This is a genomic window from Guyparkeria sp. TX1, assembly GCF_046523965.1.
Taxonomy (GTDB): Bacteria; Pseudomonadota; Gammaproteobacteria; order Halothiobacillales; family Halothiobacillaceae; genus Guyparkeria.
The window spans coordinates 104,521-120,310 of record NZ_CP144142.1; the positions used below are offsets into that span (position 1 = coordinate 104,521).

At 65.1% G+C, this 15,790-nt stretch carries 15 protein-coding genes; 3 read left to right on the top strand and 12 right to left on the bottom strand.

What is annotated here, in order from left to right:
- Positions 1-106: 106 nt before the first annotated feature.
- Complete coding sequence (locus VWP12_RS00475; protein ID WP_125197752.1) at positions 107-1,636, top strand: leucyl aminopeptidase; 1,530 nt, start codon at positions 107-109, stop codon at positions 1,634-1,636.
- Between the two features lie 101 nt (positions 1,637-1,737).
- On the opposite strand, the gene VWP12_RS00480 is transcribed toward VWP12_RS00475, so the two are convergent.
- The 6 genes from VWP12_RS00480 to surE form a co-directional block, all read right to left on the bottom strand.
- On the bottom strand, positions 1,738-2,259 hold the full coding sequence (locus tag VWP12_RS00480) for a MarR family winged helix-turn-helix transcriptional regulator (RefSeq protein ID WP_158611692.1): 522 nt from the start codon (positions 2,257-2,259) through the stop codon (positions 1,738-1,740).
- A 191-nt stretch (positions 2,260-2,450) separates the two neighbouring features.
- The gene (gene rpoS, locus VWP12_RS00485; protein ID WP_125197750.1) at positions 2,451-3,452 is read right to left on the bottom strand and encodes an RNA polymerase sigma factor RpoS; all 1,002 of its coding nucleotides are present in this window, start codon (positions 3,450-3,452) and stop codon (positions 2,451-2,453) included.
- 450 nt (positions 3,453-3,902) lie between these two features.
- Entirely contained in the window at positions 3,903-4,664 is a 762-nt protein-coding gene (locus tag VWP12_RS00490; RefSeq protein ID WP_410474168.1) for a peptidoglycan DD-metalloendopeptidase family protein, read from the bottom strand.
- A 3-nt stretch (positions 4,665-4,667) separates the two neighbouring features.
- The gene (locus tag VWP12_RS00495; protein WP_410474169.1) at positions 4,668-5,249 is read right to left on the bottom strand and encodes a YqaA family protein; all 582 of its coding nucleotides are present in this window, start codon (positions 5,247-5,249) and stop codon (positions 4,668-4,670) included.
- Between the two features lie 36 nt (positions 5,250-5,285).
- Complete coding sequence (locus tag VWP12_RS00500; protein WP_410474170.1) at positions 5,286-5,939, bottom strand: protein-L-isoaspartate(D-aspartate) O-methyltransferase; 654 nt, start codon at positions 5,937-5,939, stop codon at positions 5,286-5,288.
- 10 nt (positions 5,940-5,949) lie between these two features.
- Complete coding sequence (gene surE, locus VWP12_RS00505) at positions 5,950-6,690, bottom strand: 5'/3'-nucleotidase SurE (RefSeq protein ID WP_125197747.1); 741 nt, start codon at positions 6,688-6,690, stop codon at positions 5,950-5,952.
- Between the two features lie 156 nt (positions 6,691-6,846).
- Here surE and VWP12_RS00510 point away from each other — a divergent pair, with 156 nt between their 5' ends.
- Positions 6,847-7,395 carry a Smr/MutS family protein gene (locus tag VWP12_RS00510; protein ID WP_410474171.1) on the top strand — a complete coding sequence of 183 codons (549 nt, stop codon included), beginning with the start codon at positions 6,847-6,849 and terminating at the stop codon, positions 7,393-7,395.
- Between the two features lie 21 nt (positions 7,396-7,416).
- On the opposite strand, the gene VWP12_RS00515 is transcribed toward VWP12_RS00510, so the two are convergent.
- The 5 genes from VWP12_RS00515 to secA all read right to left on the bottom strand — a co-directional run bounded on the left by VWP12_RS00515 (position 7,417) and on the right by secA (position 14,451).
- Entirely contained in the window at positions 7,417-7,920 is a 504-nt protein-coding gene (locus VWP12_RS00515) for a hypothetical protein (RefSeq protein WP_410474172.1), read from the bottom strand.
- Positions 7,921-8,043: 123 nt separating this feature from the next.
- Positions 8,044-9,027, bottom strand: coding sequence for a thiamine phosphate synthase (locus VWP12_RS00520; protein ID WP_410474173.1), 984 nt, complete (start codon positions 9,025-9,027; stop codon positions 8,044-8,046).
- Between the two features lie 2 nt (positions 9,028-9,029).
- Complete coding sequence (argJ, locus tag VWP12_RS00525; RefSeq protein WP_410474174.1) at positions 9,030-10,259, bottom strand: bifunctional glutamate N-acetyltransferase/amino-acid acetyltransferase ArgJ; 1,230 nt, start codon at positions 10,257-10,259, stop codon at positions 9,030-9,032.
- Positions 10,260-10,287: 28 nt separating this feature from the next.
- The gene (locus VWP12_RS00530; RefSeq protein WP_410474175.1) at positions 10,288-11,610 is read right to left on the bottom strand and encodes a DUF945 family protein; all 1,323 of its coding nucleotides are present in this window, start codon (positions 11,608-11,610) and stop codon (positions 10,288-10,290) included.
- Between the two features lie 42 nt (positions 11,611-11,652).
- Entirely contained in the window at positions 11,653-14,451 is a 2,799-nt protein-coding gene (secA, locus tag VWP12_RS00535; protein WP_410474176.1) for a preprotein translocase subunit SecA, read from the bottom strand.
- A gap of 252 nt (positions 14,452-14,703) precedes the next feature.
- Here secA and VWP12_RS00540 point away from each other — a divergent pair, with 252 nt between their 5' ends.
- Positions 14,704-15,156 (top strand): DciA family protein, encoded by a 453-nt coding sequence (locus VWP12_RS00540; RefSeq protein ID WP_410474177.1) that lies wholly within the window; start codon positions 14,704-14,706, stop codon positions 15,154-15,156.
- A 46-nt stretch (positions 15,157-15,202) separates the two neighbouring features.
- Here VWP12_RS00540 and VWP12_RS00545 read toward each other — a convergent pair whose 3' ends face one another.
- On the bottom strand, positions 15,203-15,760 hold the full coding sequence (locus tag VWP12_RS00545) for a flavin reductase family protein (RefSeq protein WP_410474178.1): 558 nt from the start codon (positions 15,758-15,760) through the stop codon (positions 15,203-15,205).
- Positions 15,761-15,790 lie beyond the last annotated feature (30 nt).

Genomic DNA, 15,790 nt, shown 5'->3' on the forward strand with positions numbered 1-15,790 from the left:
AGACTCACCCATCATATTGCCCCGGCCGGACCGACGGAAAGACTATCGACCCGGTCGTGGACGCGAATCTCCCGTTAACCGCCCATCAGACACGAGGAAGAACACCGTGCTCGAATTCTCCGTAAAGAGTGGCGCCCCGGAAAAGCAACGTACCGCCTGCCTGATTGTCGGTGTCTTCGAATCCCGTCGGCTGACGGCAGCGGCGGAGACCATCGATCAGGTCAGTGACGGCTTTATCACCGCGATCACCCGACGTGGCGACATGGACGGGGAACTGGGAGACACCTTGCTGCTCCACGGCGTGCCCAATGTGCAGGCCGACCGCGTCATGCTGGTCGGTCTGGGCAAGGAGCGCGAGCTCGACACCCGCGGGCTGGTCAAGGCGACCCGCGCCGCTGTCGAGGCACTGCATCACCGTGGCACGGCCGAATGCGTCAGCCACCTCTCCGAGATCGACGTGCGTGGCAGCAGCATGGACCAGGTGCTGCGCCAGAGCATCGTTGCCATCGACGATGTCCTGTATCGCTTCGACGATCTCAAGACCGACCGGGATCTGGGCCCTCGCCGCCCGCTGCGCAAGGTGACCTTTATCCTGCCGACCCGTCGGGAGCTGATGGAGGCCGAGCGCTACGTGCGCGAAGCCACCGCCATCAGCAACGGGATGCGCATGGCCAAGAACCTGGCGAACATGCCGGGCAACCTGCTCACCCCCACTACGATGGCCGAGCACGCGCGCAAGATGACGGAGACTCATCTGCACCTGTCGGTCGAGGTGCTCGACGCCTCGCGCATGGAGTCCCTGGGGATGAACGCGCTGCTGGCAGTAGCCAAGGGGAGCAGCGAGCCGCCCAAGATGATCGTCATGGAACACATGGGGGCCGATGCCGACACCCCACCGATCGTGCTGGTCGGCAAGGGCGTCACCTTCGACACCGGCGGCATTTCGCTCAAGCCCGGCCCGGATATGGACCAGATGAAGTTCGACATGGGCGGTGCGGCAGCCACCATTGGCGTGATGTCCGCCGTGGCCGAGATGCAGCTACCGATCAACGTGGTCGGCCTGGTTCCCACGGTGGAGAACATGCCCGGCAGCGCGGCCCTCAAGCCCGGTGATGTGATCCGCAGCATGTCCGGCCAGACCATCGAGGTGCTCAACACCGACGCCGAGGGCCGGCTGATCCTCTGTGATGCCCTGACCTATGCCTCACGCTACAAACCGGCGGCCATCGTCGATATCGCCACCCTGACCGGAGCATGCATCATCGCCCTCGGCCGCCATCCGAGCGGGCTGTTGTCCAACCACGACCCCTTGGCCAAGGAACTGCTCCGGGCCGGTGAGGCGGCCAACGACCGCGCCTGGCAATTGCCGCTGTGGGACGAGTACCAGGACCAGCTCAAGAGCAATTTCGCCGACATGGCCAACATCGGCGGGCGCGAAGGCGGCAGCATCACGGCCGCAGCCTTCCTCTCACGCTTCGTCAAGGAACATCACTGGGCCCACCTCGACATCGCGGGCACGGCGTGGAAGGTCGGCGATGCCAAGGGTGCGACGGGTCGACCGGTCCCACTATTGGCGGAATTCCTGATGCAGCGGGCCAGCCAGCAGCAGGAAGGAAACGGCGGCGGGGCCGCCTAACCCAGGGACCGCCCACCAGACGCAGAACGCCCCCGGCATGGACCAACCCATGACCGGGGGCGTTTCGTTTCCGCCCGACAAATCCCTGCTTCCGAGTCGACTCAGCCCTCGGCCGCGGCCCGGGCGAGATTGCGTCGGCGCTGCTGGCGCTTCTTTTCCGGCAGGTTGTCGAACAGGCGATCACGCAGGGCGATAAAGAATCGCTCCACGTCCGGGATGCTCACACCCGGCACATCGATCTCGGCAAAGGTGCGGGCATAGAGCTTCTCGGCGCTGGTGCGAATCTCGTCGATCAACGGCAACGCACGCTCGGTCAGGCGGATGATCTTGCAGCGACGGTCCGTGCCGCACTGGACACGCTCGACCCACTCGTCACGTGACAACCGGTCGATCATCGCGACCAACGACGGCCCCTCGATACCCAGTTCTTCCGCCAGCTCCGACTGGATCAACCCCTCCGGGTACAGCGAGAGGATGGCCATGGTGCGCCACTTAGCCTGGCTCAGACCGTGATGGGCAAGCTCGTGATCAAGCAACTGGCGCCAGAGCTGATCGACACGGTGCAACAGCACCGGCACGCGATCCTCGGCACAGATGTCGAATTCCGTTTTCGTATCGGTCATGCGAAGCCCCTTGGTTACCTCGCCGATCTCGTTCAACCGGCAGCACCCCATATCTTGCCAGCCCCGCCGACTACCTCCAACTATTAGCCAGTTAACACATTGCCCATACAGATACTTAAAGGCCACCCGCTGCCAGATGGCAGGGGCGGCCAGGATCATCAGAAACTCACTGGATCAGGCGCGAGGCGTTGTCACTCGCCGAAAATCACGTCCGACGTCACCCCTTCGTTGGCGGCAAACTGCTTGAGCCGGCGCACTGCCTCGAGCTGAATCTGGCGCACGCGCTCGCGGGTGCAACCCAGCAGGCTACCCACCTGCTCGAGGGTCGCCGGCTCGTGGCCGCGCAGGCCGTAGCGGCGCATCAGCACCTCGCGCTGCTTGCCCTCAAGCTTGTCGATCAAGCGATCGAGCAGTTGCATGACGCCGTCGTCCTGCAGCTCGTCTTCGGGCAGTTGGCTATTCTCGTCGGGCACCATGTCGAGCAGGGAAAACTCGCCATCACCCTTGAGGGGACTGTCGAACGAGGATTCCCGCTCGTTGTAGGACATCACCTTGAGGACGTCCTTAACCGGCTTGTCCAGATGTTCGGCGATCTGTTCGGGACGAACATCGCCGTTCTGGCTCTGTGAAATCTTACGTGCGGCCCGGTTATAGGAATGCACTTCCTTGACCACGTGCACCGGCAGGCGAACGGTGCGGGCCTGGTTCATCAGTGCCCGTTCGATCGTCTGGCGAATCCACCAGGTGGCATAGGTCGAAAAGCGGAAACCACGTTCGGGATCGAACTTCTCCACGGCTCGCATCAAACCGAGATTGCCTTCTTCGATCAGGTCGAGCAGGTCGAGGCCCCGATTAATGTAGCGGCGAGCCAGTTTGATCACCAGCCGCAGGTTGCAGACGATCATCTTCTGACGGGCCCATTCCTCGCCGGCCTGGGCTCGGCGGGAAAAGTCGATTTCCTCGGCGGGGGTCAGCAGGCGCTCGGTTTCGACATCCTTGAGGTACAGGCGAACCGGATCCGGGGCCTCGGAGTCGGCCACGTTGAAATTGCGTGCGAACTCCGACGACCCAGCGGCACCGGCTTTGCGGGCCACACCAGGCGCGACCTCGGTTTCGGCCGGATTGGCGGCCAGCTCGTCCACCTTGGCGGGTTCGACCTGGGTAATGCTGTCGTGAACGATTGCCTGTGCCATGTCGTATCCCTCGCTTGATTGCGATTGTCGTTGAGTCAATCTGTGTACAACCTTTGCACAATCAATTGGAGCGATCAATCCCTAAGGAATCGAATAAAACAACATTTCAGTTTCGATATATTGAAACTTAAGCCGAGGAAGCACCTTGCGTGGTCGTACGCAAGCGCGCTTTGCACTGACGAATCAGCGCATATGTGTACAAGACGTGTACACCCCTCCCTCGATGATCAATCGCCGTCCCTGATGATTGCGACATGGGAATCGACAGGAAGTTTTCAAGCGTATCGGCCTTACCCACCGCGAAGCCATAAAACCGACGACCGGAAAGACAAGAAGACAAAAACGAGCGGGGAAGGCGAACGAGGGATGACCGCCTCGTATCGTGTGCTCCGGGCTTGAAGCGCCGATCGCGCGAGCACGTCGAGCGCAGTACGGCTCCTGAACGAGCCGTTATGGCAGGTAGCGCTCGGGGTCGACCGGCTTGCCCTGGCGCCGAATCTGGAACAAGAGATGACCGCCCTGGTCCGGCTTGCGGTGATCGCGGGGCCCGACGCGGGCGATGGTCTGCCCACGGCGAACCTGCTGCCCTTCCGAGACGGCGAGGCTCTTGTTGTAGGCATAGGCCGAAAGCCATTCGGCGTTGTGCTTGACGATGACGAGGTTGCCGTAGCCCGGCAGACCATCGCCGGAATAGACCACCTTGCCGTCGGCAGCCGCCCGCACCGGGGTGTCGATGGAAGCAGCGAGGATCACGCCTTTCTGGGAGGCCGAGCCCTCGGGGAAACGGTGCAGCACTCGCCCCTCCAATGGCCACTTCCATTCCACTGGCGAGGCAGCCGGAGTAGCGCGACGCGACCGGGAGTCGGTGGAAGCGGTTTTCACCGGCGCACTGGTGGTTGGGGCCTTGCTTGCCCGCCCAGCGCTCGCCCCGCCGCCCGGCGGGTTGAGCCGCAGACGCTGGCCAATCTTCAGGTGACGCGGGTTGGAAATACCGTTCCAGCGAGCCAGCCGCTGCCAGTCCACGTCGTTGGCCACGGCGATCGAATAGAGGGTGTCTCCGCCCTTGACGTAATACACGGGCTGGCCGCCCTCCCAGCTGCGGTAATCGGTGGGGGTGGCGCAGCCACTCAACCCAAACAGCCCGGACAGCAAGCTGACCACCAGCATCCGGCGCGCGCGAGACGAGAGGAGAAGGGGCCGCGGGGTACGCATGGGCTACATCAGCTGCCAGACACCGATGGCCATCAGCAGCAGCGCGACGAACAGCCACCCCAGCCATTCGATATAACGGCGCAACGTCGGGGCAATGCGAGGCCCCGCCCAGGCCACCAGACCCGACACGAGAAAGAAGCGCGCACCGCGTCCGACGAACGAGGCGACCACGAAACCGAGCGGATTCATCGTCAACGCTCCGGCGGCAATGGTGAACACCTTGTAAGGAATCGGCGAAAAGCCGGCGACCAGCACCGCCCAGAAACCCCAGTCGGCGAACCAGTCGCGTGCCCGATCGAAACCCTCGGCGTAATGCGACTCAGTCAGCCACGGCTCGATCGCCTCGATCGCCCAGAACCCGATCAGGTAGCCCAGCACACCACCAAGCACGCTCCCCAACGTCGCGATCAACGCAAAGCCCCACCAGCAGCGCGGCCGAGCAAGCGCCATGGGCATGAGCATGACGTCAGGAGGAATCGGGAAAAATGAGGACTCGGCGAAGCTCAGTGCCCCGAGCAAGGCTGGCCCCCGGCGATGGGCCGACCAAGCCAGGACACGGTCATACAGCGGGCCGAACAGCCTCATGGGCACCTCATGCCGACAGGTTCATGCCGGGGGTCGTCACGCAAGGGACCCCGGCAAAAGTGGAACGAACGAGACCAGATCGTACCAGCGCGTCTGGTACTCGTTATCGGCCATTCGCGTAATCACCGTCAGCTTCTGTCCGCCACCCTGGGCCCCGACCGGGATCACCAGACGCCCGCCGACGGCGAGCTGCTCCTTGAGCTCCGGGGGTACGGCATCCGGGGCTGCAGTCACCACGATCGCCTCGAACGGTGCCTGCGACGGCCACCCCTTGAAACCATCGCGATGCATGTAGCGGATATTGAGCAACCCCAGTGCACGATGTCGGGCCTTGGCCTGGTCGAGGAACGCGCCGATGCGCTCGACGGTAAACACCGACTGGCACAACTGGGCCAGCACCGCCGCCTGGTAACCCGAGCCGGTGCCGACCTCGAGCACGCGCGTCAGCCGGGACTCGCCGGCCATGACCAGCTCGGTCATGCGCGCGACGATGTAGGGCTGCGACAGCGTCTGACCCTGCCCGATTGGCAGCGAACAGTCCTCGTAGGAGCGCACGCTCTGCACCTCGTCGACAAAGGCCTCGCGCGGGACGGCAGCCATCGCATCGAGTACCGGCTGCGCACGAATCCCCTGCGACACCAACCGCTCGAGCATGGTCTGGAGCGCCCATTGGTAGTTCCTTCGGATCACAAACCGGCCCTCAGCTCAGCCATTGCTCGAGCGACGGCATCGCCTCGTGACGGGTCATGTCGAAGTGGATCGGCGTGACCGATACCCAACCGTCCGACAGGGCATGAAAGTCCGTGCCCTCGCCGGCATCCTCGGCCTCTCCGGCCGCGCCGATCCAGACGATCTCGCGCCCCCGCGGATCGGTATCCCTGACCAGCTGGCCGGAGGGGTGCCGGCGACCCAGACGCGTGGCGCGCACCCCGCCGATCTGATCGAGCGGCGCGTCCGGTACGTTGACGTTGAGCAGGGTGTACGCCGGCAGCGGGTGATTGCCAAGCCGACGAATCAGCCACTCGACCCAGTGCGCGGCCGAATCCAGGTACTCCGGGGCGAACGACTGGCAGGAGGCCGCGATGGCGGGTAGACCCAGCGCCCGGCCTTCGCTGGCCGCGGCGACCGTGCCGGAATAGAGCACATCGTCACCCAGGTTGGCACCGTGGTTGATGCCCGAGACCACCAGGTCGGGCATTTCGGGCAGCAACCCCTTGATGCCGAGGTGCACGCAGTCCGAGGGCGTGCCATCAATGACCCAGAGTCGCTCTTCGAGCTGGCGCGGACGCAGGGGGCGGGAGAGCGTCAAACTGTTCGACGCCCCGCTGCGATCGCGGTCCGGAGCGACGATCGTCACGGTGGCAAATCGGGCTAGGCGCTCGGCGAGTATGTTCAGCCCCGGGGAGAGATAACCGTCGTCGTTGCTCAGAAGAATATGCATGGATTGCTCGTTTCCGTTTCGTAAGCCACGCCCGAAAAGGGCGCGGCAGGTATTCCCGCAAGGATACCGTCTGCCGGTCGGCAATTCAGCCCGTCAGGGACGCCCTGTACGAATCGGCAATGGCACCGACCCTGAGCGGGGCGCTATCATGCGCCCATGAATGACGAGTCACGCATCGACCCCGAGGATCGCGCGCTGTTTCTCGACGCCGTCGGCCCGGTGGAGCCGGTCGAGGACGAGCGCGTCGAGCCCGAACGCCCGCGCGTCAGCACCCGCCCCCGACGGGATCCAGGTTTCGACGAAATGGTCGACGCCCTTGCCCTCAGCGATCTCGCAGACGCGCCCGAGCAAGGCGAACAGGTGCAGTACGTGCGCCCCGGGGTGCAGAAGACCATCCTGCGTAAACTCAAACGCGGTGGTTACAGCGTCTCGGCATCACTCGACCTGCACGGCCTGACCGTCGACCGTGCCCGTAACGAGGTGGCCGCCTTCCTCCGCAGCGAGCGTGGCGAGATGCGCCGTTGCGTGCGCATCGTCCACGGCAAAGGCTATCGATCCGCGGACGGCCAACCGGTACTCAAGACCCTGCTCAATCGCTGGCTGCCCCAGCGCGATGACGTGGTCGCCTTCTGCTCGGCTCCACCGCACGACGGCGGCACCGGCGCGCTTTACGTGCTGCTGCGACGCCTTAGCCCGGGCGACTGACGGGCGCGATCCGATCCCGGATCACTCGCCGCCAGACGGTCGAGAACGATCGACCTGGAACGGCAAGCGCAGCAGGTACGCGCCCTCCGTACTGTGAATGCTCAGATTGGCGCGCCAATCGCTGCGATCGGTGGTGCAGACCGGCAGGATGATCTCTTCACGGTACGTACCATCGGCCAGCCGATCCAGCCGGTAGGCATTGATGCCCATGTCCATGTCGACCATCTCGAAGTCCACCCGGATCTCTCCCACCGCCTGCGCCGCCTCGCCCTGCGGTAAGACCCGGAAAATCGCCTTCTCCAGCGGCACCACGGTCTCGGGCATGCGGACGAGAAACGAACCCAGTCCGTCGATCTCGATTTCGCAGCCCTCGCCCTTGAGCTGACAGCCGGTCGGTGCCGGCACCTCGGTCAGCGGACCGCTCACCGGTGTGTCGGTAGTTAGCTTGTCCGGCGCCCGCCCCCACAGATAGGTCAACACGCCCAGGATCAGGAGCGTGGCCACCATCCATTTTGCCTGTTTCATGCTCATGCGCGTCTCCACCGGGCGCTCAAAAGATCACTCGCGCCCCGACTCGTTATCGCTGGCGACTCGATGACCGGATCGCCAGCCGCTCCTGAGGCAACTTGAGTCAACATGGGTCGACCCTCACCAGAAGGCCGAGATCGACGCCACCCCGAAACCGCCTCGCCGCCAGATCCGCGGCAGGTCATGCGGCCCCATCCCGCCGAGGGCGTAGACCGGCATGGGCGCCAGGGCCGCCAGCTCACCGAAGCGTTCCCAGCCGATGCCGGTCGCCTGGGGATGCGTGGCGGTGGCCCGGACGGGCGAGACGGTCACCAGGTCCACCGCCAGCTCGCCCGCCCGCGCCATGGTGACCGAGTCATGAACCGCGGCCGTCACCAGACGCCCACGCGCCTGCCAGTCCGCCACCGTTTCCCGCGAGGTCGACAGCAGCCGGCGATGATTCAGATGAACGCCCACGCGCGCATCGAGTCCATCGAGACAGGCGTCGTCGCCCGACGGGTTGACCACCGGCCAGTGACCGGCGGCCAGGGCCGCCTCGGCAAGCGACGTCCAGGGCACGGCCTCTCCGTCCATCTCGGGGCCGGGACGCAGGTTGACCAGCATCGGGGCAGTGAACGACGACAGGCCCGACTCGACCCGCGCCAACCAGGCCGCCATGCCCTCGCGACCGAGCGACGGGGTAATTGCCAGGCAACGCGGCAAAACCAGCGCGTTGACCAACCCGCGGTTGGCGGTCGGCATGGTGGCCAGCCAGTCACCCCGAGTGTCCCGATCAAGCGGTTCGGCGAGCAGGGCCTGCCCTTCGACCGAGCGGGGGCGCCCCGTCCAGGCGGGGACCTCGAAGCCGATCAGTCGCAGACGGCGATCGGGATAATCCCAGTTGAGCGTGATCACCCGTCGGGCACGCCGCACCCGGATGCCGATTTCCTCGTCGAGCTCACGCACCAGCGCGGCCCGCGGGGTTTCGCCATGGAGGCGCTTGCCGCCGGGGAAGGCGCGCAAGCCGGCCAGGTGCTTGTCGTCGGGGCGAACCTCCGCCCAGACACGACCGTCCGGCTCGCGCAGCAGCCCCAGGACAATATCGGTCCGCGGCCGGTCCACCACGATCAGGAGCGGTACTCGGCGTTGATCTTGACGTAGTCGTAGGAGAAGTCGCAGGTCCAGACCTGATCGACGGCCGTGCCACGACCGAGATCGATATGCATGGTGATCTCGGGCTCGGCCATTACCGCGGCCGCCTCCGCCTCGACGTAATCCGGGTCGCGCCCGCCATCGACCACCACGCGCACGTCGCCCAGCCACAGGCTGACGTGGTCGACGTCGAGGTCGTCGATGCCGGCATTGCCCACGGCGGCGAGAATCCGCCCGAGATTGGGATCGGAGGCAAACAGCGCGGTCTTGACCAGCGGGCTGTGCGCAATGGCCTTGCCCACCAGCCGACACTCGGCCCGGTCGCGCCCACCCCTGACCTCGATGGTGACGAATTTGGTCGCCCCCTCGCCGTCGCGCGCCAGTGCCTGGGCGAGAAAGACCGCCACCTCCGCGACCGCGTCACGCAGCGCCACGTAGTTCGGATCGTCGATGCTCGAGACCTCGAGGCTGCCCTCCCGTCCATTGGCAATCAGCATGAAGGCATCGTTGGTCGAGGTGTCGCCGTCGACGGTTACCCGGTTGAAGCTCTCCTCAGTGATCTGGAGGAGCATGGCCTGCAGGACCGGCTTGGGCACCCGAGCGTCGATCCCCATGTAGCCGAGCATGGTCGCCATGTTGGGATGGATCATCCCGGAGCCCTTGGCGATGCCGGTGATGGTCACCGAGGCCCCGCCAATCACGCGGGTCAGCGACCGCCCCTTGGGGATGGTGTCGGTGGTCATGATTGCCGAGGCGGCGCGCAGCCAGTTGTCCTCGACTGCCTCGGCCACCGCCGCCGGCAGGGCGGCAATGATCTTCTCGGACGGCAGGGTCTCCATGATCACGCCGGTGGAAAACGGCCAGACGGCCAGATCGTCACACCCAAGCCGGTGGGCGAGCGTGTGACAGACGGCCTCGGCGCGCGCCATGCCGTCGGCCCCGGTGCCGGCATTGGCATTTCCGGTGTTGATCACCAGCGCGCGCGGAGCGACATCGCTGAAGCGACGCTCCCGGCACATGATCACCGGGGCGGCACAGTAGCGGTTCTGCGTGAACACGCCGGCCATGGTCGCCCCCTCGGGCAGCAGCATCACGGCCAGGTCATCCCGATTCGCCTTGCGCACGCCGGCCTGGGTGATCCCGATGCGAATGCCGGGAATGGGCTGCAATTCCCCGGCTGCCGGGGCGGTCAAACCAACACTCATGCCGTGTTCTCCTGAATCGCTGCGCCGCTCAACTACCAAAGGCCATGTTCAGCAGCTGGTTGGCCGAGGTACCGTTGAGCTGGAGATTCCCCTGTCGAAAGTCGACGGTGGTCGTGACCACGCCATCCTCGACATTGACCCAGCCCTGGGCGACCAACGGGGCAAGTTGCTCTTCGACGATGCCGACCTGCTGCCCCCGCGCCGCCGCGGACTTCTCCAGCAGGGCAATCGGCATCTCGAGGCTCCCCTCGATCACCAGCGCACTGAGCATCGCCATCCACATCATCGGGTTGGGCTCGCCCTTGCTCACGCCGGCCGGCAGTTCGGCGGCAAGCGTGATCTCGGTGTCACCCTCGGCGGTGGTGGCGCGCAACGGCTCGATGGCAATGCGCGGCCCGTGGCTCATCAGGGCAGGCAGTTCGGCGACCACCGCATCGCTGAGGGCCTTTTCGATCGACGCCCCGCGCGCCGCGAGCTCCTGCAGGGTCTCCATGCGCTCGACCAGCGCGCGCACCGCAGCGGCATCCAGTCGATCGACGGCGAGCCGCATCTCGGCATCACGGAACATTTCGTCTTCGATGACGGCCTCACCCACCTCGTAGGCAACAGCAAAGCCCCACTGATCCTCGTCTCGAGCCGAATCGAACCGCAGGATGAAATCCTCGACCTGACCCTGCCCATTCGCCTCGACAATCTCGAGACGATCGATCTCGAACCGGCCTTCACTGTCCCAGACGAAACCATCCTCGGCGACCTGTCCGGAGGCAATCAGGCGAAGCCCTTCGGTGACCATCTCCGAGCCGGTCTCGACGCCCCCGGCCTCGTCATCGACCGCCAGCCGTTCGCCCTCGAGGCGATAATCGAAGCGACCAGCGGCCGTCGTGTCGAGTTCGATGTCCGCCCCCGAAAAGTCGACACCGTCACGCTCCACTGACGGGATGCGACCGGTCGAATGACTGGAGCCAGTCGGGTAGAGGGCGGTGGCGAGGGTGAATTCGGCATCGTCACCGAACACCTCGGCCAGTTCATCGCGCAACTCGGGGTCGGTCGGTTCCCAGGTGGTATGAACGGTGGCGTACCGCCCGTCGATGCCAGGCATCTGGTCGATGCGATGCGTGAGCGTCACGCGCACCGGTTCCTGTTCGGGCAGGCGCAGCAGCAACTCGGACTCGGCACGAGACTCGAGATAACCGCGCTGGTACTCGGTCACCTCCAGTTCCAGCGCGTCACGCGTTCCCGGGAAGCCCTCGACCTCGGCCAGCGTGCGTTCCATCACATGCCCGGTGACGAACGGGGCGGCAGCCAGGATGGCCACCACCACGACTACCACGGCGAGAATCAGACGTTTCATTCCCTGTCTCCTGTCAGACGTTTCCGGACGGGCAGACCGCCCTCAGAGCTTGCCGCAGCAGTGCTTGTACTTCTTGCCCGAACCGCAATGGCACGGATCGTTGCGACCGATCTTGGGGTTATCGCGACGCACCGGGCGGGCGGGTGCCTCACCATCGGCCTCGGCCTGCCCCGACGGGCGAGCGGGAGCGACCGGCTCCTCGGGCTCGGCGAACGTCGAGACCGACTCGTGGCGGGTGCGCAACTGGCTGGGATCGACGCGGGGATTGTCGACCAGCTCGTCGAGCATGGAGGTGATGTCGTCCTGCTCCATGCCCTCGGGGGCAGCGATCTGCAGGCGGGTCAGCGTGCGGACGATCTCGTAGTTCATGTCGTCGAGCATCTTGCCGAACATCTCGAAGGCTTCGCGCTTGTACTCCTGCGTCGGGTTCTTCTGCGCGTAGCCACGCAGCCCGATGCTCTGGCGCAGGTAGTCCATCGCCGCCAGGTGGTCCTTCCATTGCGCGTCGAGCACCTGCAGCAGGACGCCCTTCTCGAACTGGCGCAGGTTGTCCTCGCCCACCAGCTTTTCCTTGGCCGCGTAATGGCGCTGGGCGGTATCGATGATCTTCTCCAGCAGCGTCTCGTCGTGGAGGTCGTCGTCCTCGTCGAGCCATTTCTGGATCGGCAGGTCGAGGCCGAAGTCCTCCTTCAGGTGGGCGGCCAGGCCCTCGACATCCCACATCTCCTCGAGCGCACCAAAAGGCACGTAACGACGGAACCGGTCGGCCAGCACCTCGCGGCGCATCGACTCGATGATCGGGCTGGTGTCGGTGGTCGCCATGACGGCACGGCGCTGCTCGTAGATGACCTTGCGCTGCTCGTTGGCGACGTTGTCGTAGTCAAGCAAGTGCTTGCGCATGTCGAAGTTGTGGCCCTCGACCTTGCGCTGGGCGTTCTCGATGGCGCGCGACACCCAGGGGTGCTCGATCGCTTCGCCCGGCTTCATGCCGAGCTTCTTCATCAGCCCGGAGACGCGATCGGAGGCAAACACCCGCATCAGGCTGTCTTCCAGCGAGAGGAAGAACCGCGTCGAGCCCGGGTCGCCCTGACGGCCGGCGCGGCCGCGCAGCTGGTTGTCGACCCGCCGGGATTCGTGACGCTCGGTGCCAACCACGTGCAGACCGCCGGATTCGAGCACTGCCTCGTGGCGTTGCTTCCAGGAGGCCTCGACCTCGGCCCGCTCTTCCTCGCTGGCATCCGACCCGAGCTCCTGGAGCTCCTGCTCAAGATTGCCGCCCAGCACGATGTCGGTGCCGCGGCCGGCCATGTTCGTGGCGATGGTCACCGCACCGGGACGACCGGCCTCGGCAATGATCTCCGCCTCGCTCAGGTGATTCTTGGCGTTGAGGACGTTGTGCGGGATGCCGGCCTTCTGCAGCGCCTCGGAAACGATCTCGGAGGCGTCGATGGAGGCCGTACCCACCAGGGTGGGCTGACCGCGGTCACGGGCCGCCTGCACGTCCTTGGTGATTGCGCCGTATTTTTCCTCGGCGGTCAGGAAGACCAGGTCACCGTGGTCGATCCGCTGGATCGGACGGTTGGTCGGGATCTGGATCACGTCCAGCCCGTAAATCTCGCCCAGCTCGCGCGCCTCGGTGATCGCCGTACCGGTCATGCCGGCAAGCTTGGGGTAGAGACGGAAGTAGTTCTGGAAGGTGATCGAGGCGAGCGTCTGGTTCTCGGGCTTGATCGTCACCCCTTCCTTCGCCTCGACGGCCTGGTGGAGGCCCTCGGACCAGCGCCGGCCGGCGAGCGTGCGGCCGGTGAACTCGTCGACGATGATCACGTCGTCGCCCTTGACGATGTAGTCGACGTTGCGCTTGTAGATCGCATGCGCCCGCAGGGCCGAGGTCAGGTGCGAAAGCAGCATGATGTTGTGCGAGTCGTACAGCGACTCGCCTTCCTCGAGCAGACCGGCCTGGATCAGCAGTTCCTCGGCCTTGTCGAAGCCCTGCTCGGTGAGGAAGGCCTGCTTGTTCTTCTCGTCGACGGTGAAGTCGCCGCGCTCCTCGTCGGTCAGCGGCGGCTCGTCGTCCTTGGGCTCCTCGCGCGCCTGGCGCTTGAGCTCGGGGATCAGGCCGTTGATGGTGTGGTAGGTCTCGGAGGAGTCCGCGGCCGGGCCGGAGATGATCAGCGGCGTGCGCGCCTCGTCGATCAAGATCGAGTCGACCTCGTCGACGATGGCGAAGACCGGCTCGCGCTGCATGATCTGCTCGGACGAAAACGCCATGTTGTCGCGCAAATAATCGAAGCCGAGCTCGTTGTTGGTCGCGTAGGTGACATCACAGTAATAGGCATCGCGCTTGGCGCGCGCGTCCATTCCCGGCACCACCGTGCCCACGGTCAGGCCGAGTGCGGTATAGACGCGCCCCATCCATTCGGCATCCCGCTTGGCGAGGTAGTCGTTGACGGTGACGACGTGCACGCCCTTTTTCGTGATGGCGTTGAGGTAGACGGCCAGAGTGGCAACCAGGGTCTTGCCCTCGCCGGTCTTCATCTCGGCGACCTTGCCTTCATGGAGCACCATGCCGCCAATCAGCTGGACGTCGAAGTGGCGCATGCCCATCACGCGCCGACTCATCTCGCGGCAGACGGCAAAGGCCTCGGGCAGCAGAGAGTCGAGGCTCTCGCCATCGGCCCAGCGCTGGTGGAATTCCTCGGTGCGTCCTTTCAGCTCGTCGTCGGACAGCGCCTGGGTCGCCTCCTCGAGGGCATTGATCTCCGTGACGCGTTTCCTGAGCTTCTTGACCTGACGGTCATTGCGCGTACCGAAAACCTTTGCTGCAAGCGATCCAATCATGTCCTATCCCGTGTTTCGACAAACCACGCCAATGCGGCGCGCGAAAAATGAGGAACCACCGTGGTCGTCGAGCACCCCGTCGGCCGCGCGAAACGCGACTGGCCTCGGGCTCGGCGAGGCGAAAAGGTGGCGGACCGAATCCGCAGGCAGTTCCTTGGTAAATGCGCTGAATCTTACGGCAGATGCGTGGATAATGATAGGCGGCGGGCCGTGCTTCGCGCCCGTCACAACCCCGTCACGAAAGGCCGCGCGATGAATCTCGAACGCTACCGCCTGAACAACCCCACGCTGGCCGGCATTCTCGACCGGGTCGCCCTGATCCGGGGCTACCAGGCCATCGTCGACGGGCTGGTGCCCGGCCGCTCGGGGATGAGCGTGCAGGTGCTCAATGTCAACGAACAGACGCTGACCATTGGCGTTCCCAGTGCGGCGGTCGCCAGCCGATTGCGTTTCGAGGCCCCCGACCTGCTTGCCCGACTGCACAAGGCACTCGAGGCCCACCCTGGCGCGCCGCGACCGGCGGACATTCGGGTGCGCATCACCTCGGGTCGCCCCCCGATGAGACCGAAGCCTCGCGACCATGATCGACCGGCCTCGCAGGCGGGCAGCCAGGCGCTGCACTACCTGGCCGAGGCACAGTCGGGCAATGATCTATCGCGGGCATTGGAGCGGCTTTCCCGAGCGATCAAGCCGACGCAGGACTGACCCAGCGTGCCCCCGGGTGGCAAGGCCGCCCTGCCCGCGACCTTGTTCAAAGCATCTCGGGCAAGAACTGGTCCCGGCGGTCAATGCGCTGACCGGAGACCATGAACACGCCGTCACCGGTGTAGTGGAGGGTCTCGGGGTAGACCGGTTCGGGCACAACGCGGGCGCGGACAACCTCGAAGACGAAGAAGTTGCGTGCCTCCACCAGGCGATCGTCGACCAGCCGACATTCGAAATTGGCGTGGCATTCGGCCACGTGGGGTGCGGCCACGGCCTCACCCGGTTCGGCAGTCAGATTGAAATGCTCGAACTTGTCGAGCACCTCACCGCGGGTATTGCCGACACCGATGACCTCGTCGACCAGGTCGGCCGTCGGCAGGTTGATCACGCACTCGCCCGAGCGGCGAACCAGGTCGAAGCTGTGGTTGCCCGCGGCAATCACGCAGCCGACCAGCGAGGGCGAGAACGCCATCACCGTATGCCAGCCCAGGGTCATGATGTCGCGCTCGCCGTCACAGGCCGAAGAGACCAACACCACCGGGCCGGGCTCCAGGTAGCGGCGGACCTTCTCCACCGGGAAATCGACTTTGTCCGGATTGCTCATGCCCGGACCTTAGATCAGGCAGGAGACGCA

What these genes read in the sequence shown, in the direction of transcription:
- VWP12_RS00480 (WP_158611692.1), bottom strand. Translation starts at nt 2,259, where the DNA reads ATGACCGATACGAAAACGGAATTCGACATCTGTGCCGAGGATCGCGTG.
- rpoS (WP_125197750.1), bottom strand. Translation starts at nt 3,452, where the DNA reads ATGGCACAGGCAATCGTTCACGACAGCATTACCCAGGTCGAACCCGCC.
- VWP12_RS00490 (WP_410474168.1), bottom strand. Translation starts at nt 4,664, where the DNA reads ATGCGTACCCCGCGGCCCCTTCTCCTCTCGTCTCGCGCGCGCCGGATG.
- VWP12_RS00495 (WP_410474169.1), bottom strand. Translation starts at nt 5,249, where the DNA reads ATGAGGCTGTTCGGCCCGCTGTATGACCGTGTCCTGGCTTGGTCGGCC.
- surE (WP_125197747.1), bottom strand. Translation starts at nt 6,690, where the DNA reads ATGCATATTCTTCTGAGCAACGACGACGGTTATCTCTCCCCGGGGCTG.
- VWP12_RS00510 (WP_410474171.1), top strand. Translation starts at nt 6,847, where the DNA reads ATGAATGACGAGTCACGCATCGACCCCGAGGATCGCGCGCTGTTTCTC.
- VWP12_RS00515 (WP_410474172.1), bottom strand. Translation starts at nt 7,920, where the DNA reads ATGAAACAGGCAAAATGGATGGTGGCCACGCTCCTGATCCTGGGCGTG.
- argJ (WP_410474174.1), bottom strand. Translation starts at nt 10,259, where the DNA reads ATGAGTGTTGGTTTGACCGCCCCGGCAGCCGGGGAATTGCAGCCCATT.
- VWP12_RS00530 (WP_410474175.1), bottom strand. Translation starts at nt 11,610, where the DNA reads ATGAAACGTCTGATTCTCGCCGTGGTAGTCGTGGTGGTGGCCATCCTG.
- secA (WP_410474176.1), bottom strand. Translation starts at nt 14,451, where the DNA reads ATGATTGGATCGCTTGCAGCAAAGGTTTTCGGTACGCGCAATGACCGT.
- VWP12_RS00540 (WP_410474177.1), top strand. Translation starts at nt 14,704, where the DNA reads ATGAATCTCGAACGCTACCGCCTGAACAACCCCACGCTGGCCGGCATT.
- VWP12_RS00545 (WP_410474178.1), bottom strand. Translation starts at nt 15,760, where the DNA reads ATGAGCAATCCGGACAAAGTCGATTTCCCGGTGGAGAAGGTCCGCCGC.